Origin of the sequence: Burkholderia sp. B10 (genome assembly GCF_004368385.1) — a bacterium.
In the GTDB taxonomy this organism is placed as follows: domain Bacteria; phylum Pseudomonadota; class Gammaproteobacteria; order Burkholderiales; family Burkholderiaceae; genus Burkholderia; species Burkholderia vietnamiensis.
Map to the genome: position 1 here is coordinate 1 of NZ_PQMX01000116.1, position 11323 is coordinate 11323.

Consider the following 11323-nt stretch of genomic DNA (forward strand, 5'->3'; position numbering starts at 1 on the left):
AGACAGCTACAGACTGAAACAGCAACGCAAAGCCGGGCACGTCCCGACATCGAAGAAGTAACGACTGGCTCAGTTTTACTTTGCGCGATCAGGCGCGAAGTGGCTCAGATTTCAAATGCGTTTGACAGCCTGGCGATACAGCGGCATACCGTACTGGTACTTGCCGGTGATGATCCACGCCAGCGCGGATTCCGTGAGCAGCCCGCGCGGGATGATACGCGCTGGTGCGGGTGTGACCTTGATACCGAGATCGCAGCATGGGCACGCGTACTTGACCCGCTGGTGCTGAACGACGCGCACCTGCTCGGGAATCACGTCGAGCCGCTCGCTCGTCTCGACGCCGATCTCCACGAGGGCATGGCCGTCATGCGCGCAGAACCGTTCGGACTCGGGCAACTCGTGCCGCACGACCTCGCGTGGCAGGTTCGGATCGAGCGGTTTGCGCCCACGCTTGCCGCGCGTGTGGGCGGCGACCGATGTGCCGGGCACGTCCTCGCGCGCGGGCGCATCGGTAGTGGTGGCCAATGCTTCAGCTTCGTTGAACAGGCCGAGCTGGTCGGCATGGCGCGCTTCGCTCGATGCGCCGAACAGTTCGTGCTTGTAGGCCCGCAGCTTCTCTTCGGCCAGATCGCGCTGGGCCGTCACGAGTCGAAGCTCACCGCGCAGCGCATCGCGTTCGGCGAGCAGTGCCTGGTATTCCTCAACACTCGGCATGACGGGGCTGTTCGGCATGGCCGATTAGACTATGCCACCCGCGTGGTGTTCAGCTCATCCGCGCGTAATATCGCTGGGGATGCTTCTGGATCACGGCCAGGTCGATGCCGTCGAGCAGCCAGTGCAACTGCTCGGCGCTGAGCGTGATCGTGTCGCCTCCGTTCGGCCAGACGAAGCGGTCGGCTTCGAGTCGCTTGAGCAGCAACCAGAAGCCGTTGCCGCCCCAGCCGAGAATCTTGATACGATCGCGACGGCGGTTGCCGAACACGAACAGCGCCGAGGTCATTGGGTTCAGGCGCATCGCCTGTTCGACCAGGATCGACAGCCCGTTGATGCCCATGCGGAAGTCGACCGGATCACGATGCAGGTAGACCTTCAACCCTTCGTCGAACCGGAACACGGCAGCCTCCCGAGCATCTGGATCACCGTGGCCAGCTCATCGACGCTCGCCTCGCCAAGATCAAATTCGACACCATTCGACAGGCGCACATGTACGAGAGCGCCATCAACGACGTGTCCGGTGGCCGTACAGGGGAAACGGCGGGCACTGTCGATGGCGCGGTGACGACAGGGACAAATGCCTGTGCTTCACTCACCGGAACACGACGCGCCGAACCCGGGATGTCGATCGATACGCCGTCTATCACCAGCGGGTCCGGTCTAGTTGGCGTTTGCAGCGTATGCTGCTGATAGCGCGAGATCCAGCGACGCAACTGGTTCGGGTTGACGTCGTGATCCATGGCCATTCGGGCAATCGACACGCCCGGCTTCAGGCAAAGCTCGACCAGCTCTTGGACGGCAGCCTCATCAAATTCCCGCCGGCCATCCCGTCGGCGGCCGACCACCAGTCTGCTTCGAAGGTCCTGTTTCTCTGTCATCACGGTCTGAGTGCATGTGTCCACGCGGACACTTAGCATCTGACCTTCTGCCTACCATTGGTAGGGCGTCATTTATTGACGGCTTACAACAAAACAGTACGTCATGAGCGATCGAGCAACGGCTCATATCCTATCGCGTCATTGTCCGCCAAAGACGTCCCCACCGAGCTGAAACGCGCCGGCGGGTCGCACATCTGGTTGAAAAGCTCACCGCCCGACCGCTTCATGTCGCCGCTTGCGGCGAGTCCTTTCGGTTGTCGTGATACTGATGAAATAACACCGAGCACACCAATGGCCACGTCGAATGGTATTCGGTGTGGCGAGCCATCGATGGCCTCGGGCACATTCCCACTCAAGTCTGGTTGCGCTATTCACATAGGTCGCTGAGACACACTTCCCACCACGCTCAAGCGCAATGCTTCTCATCAGATCAAGCCCAAGCCTGAACCCGTCACGGCTGCACACTGGGCACCAATGCCCCCGTACAACTGCCGCAGGAGCAGCCTCCCAGCGATGGCCGTATTCGCACTCCCATTCCAGCCGAGTCGCCGCGTTTCGGTATGTTTCAGACAAGCACCGGCCGCCGAGCTCCCTCGCCCGCTGGCGCATGCGCTCGATACCAAAGCGCATTGCCTCCCGCTGACACTCCGGGCACCAAGCACCACGAAAGATTCTCGCGCCTTGTGTTTCCCACTCGTGATCAGCACCACACCGGAACCTGTAGTAGGCTTTGCTGCCCTCGTAGACCTTCGAGAGACAAACCCCACCGTGGCTCTTCGCTCGTTCACGTAGCCTTTCCAGGCCGTCCTTGTGACGATATGCGTGCACCTTCTCTCGGTCCGCGCAAATGCGACACCATGCACCCCGCACGATCTCGGTACCGGAAGTCTCCCATTCGTGTCCAACAGCACACCGGAAACGATAGCGCTCTGTCAGTTTCGTGTAGCCGGCCGACAAACACTTGCCGCCTCTCGCTCTCGCCGCGGCTCGCATGCGCGTCATCCCATCCGGATCGGCCATGCGCCTCGAATGTTGCGCCCTCGCGCAGAGCACGCACCAAGAGCCTTTTCGCAGATTCTCGGCCGTCTTCTCGAAAACGTGCCCTGCCTTACATACAAACTGGAGTCGTGTGCCTCGGCCCGCGTACTGCTCCGAAAGACAGCGGCCGCCGGCGTGGCGCGCGAGTTGATGGATCTGACGAAGGACCTCGTCAACGCGACATGCCGGACACTGGACCATCGTGTAGAACAGATAGGAGCCGCATCGGCTTGATTCGTGTCCCTTGCGACATCGAAATCGATACTGCGCGTGCCAGCCTTTCCATTCAGATTCCAGCAACTTCAGTCCGTATGGACGAAGAGCCTCTCGCATTCGCTTCAACTGATCGAGTGACAACGTTGCTGCTCCGCAAAATTCCTTTCGTCAGCTTACCCGCGCAGAGAGGCCCAGAAGTCGACCAACTCCGACGTATGATTCTCACAAGTTACTCTCGTGAAATCACGGCCACCCGCGCCATGCCCTAACCAGTCACCGGGAGTTGCGAAATCCTATTTTTCAGATTGCGAAATAATCTCTCCGAAATCGAACCCTTTCAATTTATTTTGCTCCACAAGCTCTCTAAAACGCTCGGATACAAATACTGTAGCAGGACTTTCTTTTAGGCGAAATATATCAGCCCCCTCTATGCGACTCTTCAGAAGAAATATTTTATTAAAAACCGTCGCCTGAGGATAGACTTTGAATTTTGACGCATCCATATCGACAGCATTCTCTATCACCCGGGTTACATGAAATCCGAACATGTCCTTTACCGGGGCGTCGACCTGCAATATCTCCCCGCTGTCACGAAGTACCGGCGCCAATACATCAAGTGCCCGCTGACTGAACACGAGAAACGGAGATAGCATCGTATGAACGTCGCTGGTCTTTTTTCTGCGCGAAGTGCCCCACGTAAGCTTAACGGGGTCATAGTCATGGCCAAACCCTCGCCCGCATAGAGCGGTTGCTCGTATAGCTACGCTCTTGTCATATGCGATTTCACCGTCATCATCGACTTGAACGAGAGGCTGAAATGCTTCATCCTGCCTCATGCCATAAATATTGCCCATATAGCCTCACAATTCAGAAAGAACGGACTTCCACGGTGTGTCTCTGGATGCGTTCTGCAGCGTTTCTCTTATCGCTTGCAACTGGTCAAGAACAGCTTCCTTGCCACCCAGATCGGCCTGTTGCAGGAGTTGGTTGACCTTCTGGAAATAAACGTCAGGATGTTTCCCGTTATGCAATATACCGCCAAGATTGTCGGCATTATTCCTATTAGGCAAAAACACCCCATTCAATTCAGAATCAACGTCAATACCGTATTTGCTCAAAATAGCACGCGCAGGAGCAGCTTGCTTCGAAGTATCACCAACGATATGGTGTGCGGCAGAGTTGGCCGGGCGAGTTATGCCCGACTTCTCCATATTGTTACTCAGCTTGACTGAGCACCAACCCCATGGGTCGGTCCATTGCTGCGAATTCGGGCCATAGGCATATAAATTTCCACCTCCATATAGCCCAATCGGATCCTGATTGATAAACCGCCCCACATCCGGATCATAGAACCGAAACGTGTTGTAGTGTAGCCCCGTACTTTCGTCGGCATACTGACCGGCATAGCGCAGCGGCTGATCCGTCCGCGCGGTCGCGAGCTGCCGCTTGCTCGGCTCGACTTTTCCCCACGCCGTGTATTGCCCCGCCCAGGCCAGCTCGCCAGCCTCGTCGGTGACCTCTTGCGGCGCCCCAGCCAGATCCGTATGGAAGTGGTAGATCCGCGACGCGCGCTTCGCCGTATCGATCGCGGCCGCGGCCAGGGCCTCGGCGATCACCGCATCGACGCGGGCAGCCGGTGAGTACGGATCATCAGGGCTGTACACATAGCTGCTCACGCCTGTCTCGCGCACTTCCTGCGCGAGGCGCAAGCCTTCCCATACGAACCGTTTCGTCTCGCTGCGCAGTTTCACGCCACGCACGTCGAAAGTGGTATCGGTCTTCGAAATACGCCGACCCAGCGAATCGTACTGGAAGCGCGTTTCGACCACGCCACGCGCGTCCTGCGTGCGCACCGCGATCAGCCGATCTTGCCCATCGTATGTGAAGCGCTGCTGCCGGTTGGCTCCGCGAAGCTTCGTCGCCAGATTGCCGAACGGATCGTATTCGAAGCGGATGTCCTGCCACATCCGCAGACGATTGCCTTCGACGTATCCGCGACTCTTGCCCTGTGCGCCGTCGAGCATATTGCCAGCGGCATCCCAGGCAAATTCCTCGAGCTCGCGATCCATGGTGTTCACACGACGTGTCAGCTGTCCGGCCGGATCGTAGCTGTACTGCGTGCTGCCACGCAGGCAGTCGCTGATCTCGATCAGTTCACCCGCTGCGTCGTAGCCGTAGTTACGCCACAACTGCCCGCGTCCTCGGCCGAGTGCGTCCGGTTGGAAACCCGCGGACTGCCAGACTCGTCGGCCAAGCGGATCGTAGGCAAAACGCTGAGTCAGCCTTCCCTGCGTTCTCGCGATCTCGCGATGCAAGTCGTCACGCTCGAAGTCGCTCACCACCTGATCACCACAGCGGATCTGGTGAACGTGGCCGGAGCCATAGCGCAGCATCTGTAGCGTCTGGTCATTCGGTAGCGCGAGCGATATCACGTTGCCCAGTTCATCAAGGTTGTATTCGACGTCGCCATTGGCACCGTGCTCGGCGACAAGGCGACCAACCTTGTCGTATTCGAAACGCACCACGTCCGGAGTGATACCCAGTGCGATACCCGCGGACGTCGGTGTACGCTCGATCTTCACCAGTTGGTCATTCTTGTTACGCTCGTAACGTGTAGTATCGGTCGGCGTATGCTGGACCTTCAGGTTACCCATCCGGTCGCGTTCGAATCGAATCGTGCGGATCGGACGATCCGCCGTCGCATGACGGTCCAGCGAGCCCACGACGTCCACAGCAAGCAATTCACCGCCTTCGCCATACTCGAATCGCCGCTGGACACCGTCGGGCCTCGTTTCGGTCAACAGACGGCCGCCGGCGCTGTACGTGAAAACGTAGCGTGCGTGGTCCTGCTGGAGTTCGCGCAGGCGTCCCGCTACGTCATAGTGATAGCGGGTCCGTCGTCCGGCAGGATCGATCGCTTCGACAAGTTGACCGCGGGCATTGCGCAGTGACTGCTGCATCCGGCCTCCGAGGCCGACATGCCGCACGACGAGCCCCGCCGCGTCGTACTCGAAAGTCTCCGTGCTGCCATCGGGATACGTGATGCGACGTGGCTCGCCGGTCGGACGTATGTCATACGCGACCCGCTGCCCCAGGGCGTTCTCCCGTGCAAGCGGCAGTCCAAACGCGTCGAAACTGCTGCGCGTGGTTTTACCGGAGCAGTCCGTATAGGCAACCAATTCTCCGAGACGATTCCACTCGAGCGTCTTGCGGCCGCCACGCGCGTCAATATGTGCGATCGGCAACGCAGTCAATCCCTTCGGATACTCGTAGCGATTCTCGTGGCCAAGCGGATCCTTGGTCGACAGCAGCCGGCCTTGTGGATCGTATTCCGCCCGCCAGGCGCCGCCGTCGGCCCCGACAACTTCCACGGGCCGCATGCTGTTGCCGTCGTAACGAGTCCGAGTCGTACGGCCCAGCGGATCAGTCTCGGCGACGATCCGGCCCGCGTCGTCGTACTCGAACTCGACCGTGCGCTCACCCGGCAGTATCAGCATCACCGGCATGCCGGCGTCGTTGTACCTGATCCGGTGGAGTCCGCCGTCGAAGTCGGTGTACTCGACAATCTGAAACTGCGCGTCAAAGCGCCAATGCGCGGTTCGACCATCGGCGTACCGAACGCGAGTCTTGCGGCCTTCGATGTCATATTCGAGCGTCGCGTCCTCGCCTTCGCTGGTGCGCGTCGCCACAACCCTCGGCTGCCCTTCGATCGTCGACCACACGTAACTCGACGTGAAACCCAGTGCGTTCACGTGACTCGCCATCAGGCCATTGACGTACGTAAATCGCCGTACGACCGCCCCGTTCGCATCCGTCACGGACGCCAATTGACCGTTTTCATCGTACCCGTAAGCGACAGCGAGGCGTCGTTCGTCACCATGGACTAGCGTGACCGAACCAAGGCGGCCGTGCTCCCCTTCGTAGTCGAGCACGGCCTGCATTCCGCCGCACGTCAGAATCTCGGCGACGCGGCCGCGGCTATCGCGCTCGAACTGGCACCACTGCCCCGCCTGATCCTCGATACGGCGCACCCACGCGATGCGGCCGGAGTCCGGCTCGTATCGGCCGAAGTCGTAATACGTCTCGCCAATGTCATGCAGGATGTAGCGGCCGTCGGGCGTACAGGTCAGATAGCGTTGCTCGGCCTCGCTGAATGCGGCTTGCCCGGCACGCAGCAACGGAAATCCGCTCTCGCGCCCTTGCGCGTCGGTGTACCAGAGGTGCCCGTCGCGGGCATGCAGGCGAAGCTCCCACGGCGCGACCCAGCCGCGGCCAAGCGTCCCTGCATAGTCAATACTGCTCGAATAGAACCGCTTGATCGCGACCGGCATCGGGCTCGGGATCACGAAGTCAGTTTCCGATTCGGCCAACAGGATCTTTCTTCCGGTCGTGACGTCGACCGGGTTGCCGAACATCCCGCCGAGCGCCTTGTTGATCGCTGGCCCGGCAACGTACCGCCCGAATGCCTCACCGAGCACGTACCCGCCGATGAACTTCGCAGCGCACGGCAACACCGCGCGCGACAGCCCGCCAGCCTGCTTCAACAACCCACCCAAGCCGCCGACCAGCCCCGCCAGCACGAACGCCCATTCCGTCGCCGTTCGCAGCCACGGCGGCACTTCGTCTTCGACTGGTAGGTATGTCTGCGTGCCGCCGTGGAAGAACGTGTCGTGAGAACCGTCGCCGATCGTCGCGCCGCAGGTAATCTTGTCGTCCTTCCGCGCCGCGGGCCGCCCGTTGATGAAGATGTTCGTCGATCCCTGCGCGACAAGCGGAATGGGATTGTGCTTGCTGCAAGCCACGCCGCTCAGCGTCGCATAGGCCGCCGACAAGGAATTGACGTAGACGTCCGGCGAGCCGGTAATGATGTTGCCGGATTGCGAGCTGAACATCTTCCCGATCGACTCCCCTATTGATAGGAGAGCCTGCGCTCCGATACCGGCCATCATGCCGGCCAGCAACGCCACGCCGAATCCGCATGTGAACGTGGCGAACGCCACTGCGGCGATCAGGGCGATGCCCAGCACGGCTCCGACCAGAAAGCCCGCAAGTGCGCTGGTGTGATCGATCGGATCAGTGACTCGTGCGGCTTCGTACACGATGATTGTCCTTTGCTGTTGTTATGCCGACTCTTGTTCTGCCGGACGGTAGCCGTCGAGCCAGTTGCGCCACAATGCGTCGAGCGTTTCGCCGAAGCTCTTCGCGCTCGACGCGGTAAAGATCAGCACGCGTCCCGGGGCAACGATGAATGCGCCTTGCCGTTGAAAAACGGTCTTCGGGCCGTTCCGATAGGCAGCGTCGATGCGCTCCCCAGGCATGCCTTCAGTTTCTGGGCCAAGCCGTTCTGCCTGACGCGAAAGCACCCGGTGTCCCTGCAATCGCGATTTGAGCAGCGCGATCTGACGATCGATATACGGCGCAAGGGTCTCTCCGTCCTTCAGCCAGTCGCGTGCGACACTGAGGTTCGGCTGCGCGGCTGTATCGGCCGGCACGAACAGGTTGGTCGTGCGATCCTCGAAACCGTTCGGCAGAACGATGCTGCCCTCGTGAATCCGGATACGGTTTTCGGAATCCGTCATGCTGGTTCTCTCGTCATGTGTAGTTGTTGGAATGAGTGGAAATCAGCGCCCACTCGCGCCACCACTCATTTTCCCTGCAGCGCGACGGTGCTTTCCCGACGCAAGCGCAAGCTGCCCGCGAGCAATACGACATGCGCGACGAGCCACGCGTAAAACGCAACGCCGTAGCCGGATATCGGCGTCGCAACTGCTTCGTTGAAGTACCACTTCGTCGTGAACGGTGAGCAGAGCGCACACGCGAGCGCAGCGGCCGAAAACTGGCTCGCGCGGGTATGTCGGCTCCGAGCGAGCTGGACGGCCGCGGCCACGTAGAGCGGATTGGCCAGCCATGCTGGATTGAGCATGAACAGTCCCAACCAGCCTTGGGCGAGAACCGACAGCCCGCTGAGTGACGCTTCCTTTTCGAAATGCATCGCCGGCATCGTCAGCGAGAGGAGGTACAGCGCCCCGGATACGCCGAGGACCGTCTCTCGCCTGACACGCGGCGTCGAATCAAAAACGTTCATCATTTCCCGAATCCATTGCACGACGCTTCAACCGTCACGCGTGCGTTCAATCCGTCTGGCCGGCCGGCGTCACGACCTTCTCGCCGCGCGCGCGCATCGCTGCGCGTTGCGCCTTCGGATCGAGCGGCGGCCACGGCGCGCCGGCCGTGACGATCTTGCGACGAACCTCTTCGATACGCGTACGCGCCGGCGAGTCCGCGGCCGTATGGTTCTTCAACTCGTTCTGCAGCACCCACCCGTACGACACGCCGAGCTGGCTGGCAATCTTCGGATCCGCGCCGTGCGAGAGGAGATAGTCGACGACGTCCCACTGCTGAATCATCGTCGCCTCGAAGAGTGCGGTCTTTCCAAGCGAATCGCGAGCGTTCACGTTCGCCTTGTGCTCAACCAGCAGCTTCAGCTGGGGCAGCAGCCGGTTCTCTGCAACAGCGAAAATCATCGGCGTGTCGCCGTTGTATTGCCAGTTGGGATCGAGTCCGCTGTTCAACAACACGCGCAGGAGGTTGGGTGTATCGGCCCGCAATGCAACATCGACTACCGATCCGCCGCTGCTGCCAACCGGCGCCTTGGGATCCGCACCGTTCTTCACGAGCACCGAGATGATCTGGTAGCGCGGATTGGACGCGTCATTCTTGACCGGGACGATTTCCTGCACGGCATACGACAGCAGCGTCGTATTCTTCGCGCCCGGCGCATTCAGATCGGTCTTAGGCGCAAGCTGCTGAACGCGAGTGAGATCGCCGTCATGAATGGCCTGAGCCAACGTGAGTTGCTGCCCCGAAAAGAAATCCTCCGGTGCGTAACGCTTGAAGCCAGTCATGTTCGTCCCTTGGGCTTGAGTGGGCCACCAGAGCGGCGAGGACACTCCAACGAGTGCGGCAATCGCGCCGGCGGTTATCGCTTTTTTGTATCGCATCAGTGAGATGAATTCAGTTGGGAGACCAGGTCGAGTTGATCCTTTGCGACCTGCTGGTTGATCCCGTTCGTCACGTCACCCATCAGGTGACGGCCGACCGTGGTCACGCTCTCACCATCGAGCGTGACGGGGCTACCAACAGCCTTGGGCATCAGCGCCGCCGTACCGTCGCTGATCGGCCCGAGTCGGCCTTCCTGCAGGCCGGTCAGGATATCGCCGTCGACGCGGTAGGCCGTGATGTTGGCCGCCTGGGCGGTCCCGCCGTACTGCGCGACGGTCTCCGGATTGAGGCCGGCAGCGTTGAAGGTCACAGCAGAACCGCCGCTGGCCTCGGCTGCAGCGGACGCGAGCCCGCCGCCGAGCGAATGCCCGGTGAAATCGACGCCGGCCGACGCACCCGTGGTCTCGATGTTCTTGCCGATCGTGACCGCATTGCGGTAATACGGCGCATCGGCGCCGAGCCCTTGTGCCATGTTGTTGCTCATGTCTTCGCCGAAGAGCTGCTGGGTTCCCTTGAACGCGACCGTCGGCTTCATGCTGTCGCCGAAAACATTCGGATCCGGGATATACATCTGCGACCCGAAGTTGCTACCGCTTTTCTCGAAGTCGCTCGGCTTGAGCCCGAACGCCTTCAACGCCTCCGGATCGTTCGTCGCCATCTTCCATCCGGTCGGCGGCGGATCGTTCGGGTGATACACGTGATCCGCGAGCTTCGCCAGTTGCTGCGCCTTCAACGAGCTCGCCAGTTTGGCCGCCGCCGCGCGCGTCGCCGGATCGGGGCTCGCCAGCCCCTTCGCGATCGTCGCCTGCTCTGCCGCCCATTCGAGCGCAAGCGCCTGTTCCGCGGATTGCGCACTGCCGCGATTCAGATGGATGACCGGCCCGTCGAGATAGATGCCGTTCGCGTTGATGACGATCGTTGACGGACCGAAGGTCAGCTTGATGCTGTCCGGCGTCATCGTCACGACGCCATCGCCGACACGATGCTCGATGCCGTCGCTCGCCTGATGGCTTTGCATGCCGGGCCCGGCCTTGCTTGCGATGGCCTTCGTATTGATCACGTTCGCCGTGGTGTCGCGCGTCAGCGCGATGGTTTCCTTCAATCCGCCCTGCGCGATCTGCTTCGTCTCGCTGCCCTTGAGCAGCGACACCGTGCGGCCGCCGGCTTCAACCGTATGCGTTTCCGAATCCTTGATGACCGTGTTCATGTCCTTCTGCGCGTGCAGAAAGACCTCTTGCGCGCCGTTCACGTCGGAGAACCGCAGTTCGTTCGAGCCGGCGCCCTTGTGCGTCTGGCTCTTGATCCCCATGGTCTGCCCGGCGGCCCCGTGATAAGGATTGCCTTGCTCGCCGTTGTAGACGCGGCCCACAATAACCGGATTGTCGGGGTCCCCTTGATTAAACGCGACCAAGACCTCCTGATTGATCCGTGGGATGGCGGCCGCCCCCCCCCCGTCGCCCGGCCAAGGCTGGGAC

7 protein-coding genes and 2 pseudogenes are annotated in these 11323 nt (G+C 60.7%); all 9 read right to left on the reverse strand.

The annotated features are described in order from the left end of the window. Positions 1–126: 126 nt before the first annotated feature. Positions 127–732: pseudogene (locus C3Y15_RS29940) on the reverse strand (IS66 family transposase zinc-finger binding domain-containing protein); the annotation flags it as partial. A 31-nt stretch (positions 733–763) separates the two neighbouring features. Next, positions 764–1114, reverse strand: a complete 351-nt coding sequence (gene tnpB / locus C3Y15_RS29945) for an IS66 family insertion sequence element accessory protein TnpB (protein WP_011885804.1) — start codon at positions 1112–1114, stop codon at positions 764–766. Beyond that, positions 1090–1631: pseudogene (locus C3Y15_RS29950) on the reverse strand (transposase). Before C3Y15_RS29950 ends, tnpB begins: the two are co-directional and overlap by 25 nt. Positions 1632–3139: 1508 nt before the next feature. Beyond that, entirely contained in the window at positions 3140–3700 is a 561-nt protein-coding gene (locus tag C3Y15_RS29960) for a DUF1629 domain-containing protein (RefSeq protein WP_081054692.1), read from the reverse strand. 6 nt (positions 3701–3706) lie between these two features. Continuing rightward, positions 3707–7945, reverse strand: a complete 4239-nt coding sequence (locus C3Y15_RS29965) for an RHS repeat-associated core domain-containing protein (RefSeq protein WP_059548108.1) — start codon at positions 7943–7945, stop codon at positions 3707–3709. Positions 7946–7966: 21 nt separating this feature from the next. Then, positions 7967–8425, reverse strand: coding sequence for a DUF1795 domain-containing protein (locus C3Y15_RS29970; RefSeq protein ID WP_034203759.1), 459 nt, complete (start codon positions 8423–8425; stop codon positions 7967–7969). Positions 8426–8490: 65 nt separating this feature from the next. After that, complete coding sequence (locus C3Y15_RS29975; RefSeq protein WP_059548110.1) at positions 8491–8934, reverse strand: hypothetical protein; 444 nt, start codon at positions 8932–8934, stop codon at positions 8491–8493. Positions 8935–8977: 43 nt separating this feature from the next. Beyond that, complete coding sequence (locus tag C3Y15_RS29980; protein WP_060043280.1) at positions 8978–9847, reverse strand: ankyrin repeat domain-containing protein; 870 nt, start codon at positions 9845–9847, stop codon at positions 8978–8980. Beyond that, positions 9847–11323: phage baseplate assembly protein V (locus C3Y15_RS32465; protein WP_243860292.1), on the reverse strand; the 1477-nt coding region annotated here is incomplete at its 5' end. The genes C3Y15_RS29980 and C3Y15_RS32465, both read right to left, overlap by 1 nt.

Coding starts and splice junctions, on each gene's coding strand:
- C3Y15_RS29960 (WP_081054692.1), bottom strand. CDS start 3,700: ATGGGCAATATTTATGGCATGAGGCAGGATGAAGCATTTCAGCCTCTC.
- C3Y15_RS29970 (WP_034203759.1), bottom strand. CDS start 8,425: ATGACGGATTCCGAAAACCGTATCCGGATTCACGAGGGCAGCATCGTT.
- C3Y15_RS29975 (WP_059548110.1), bottom strand. CDS start 8,934: ATGATGAACGTTTTTGATTCGACGCCGCGTGTCAGGCGAGAGACGGTC.
- C3Y15_RS29980 (WP_060043280.1), bottom strand. CDS start 9,847: ATGCGATACAAAAAAGCGATAACCGCCGGCGCGATTGCCGCACTCGTT.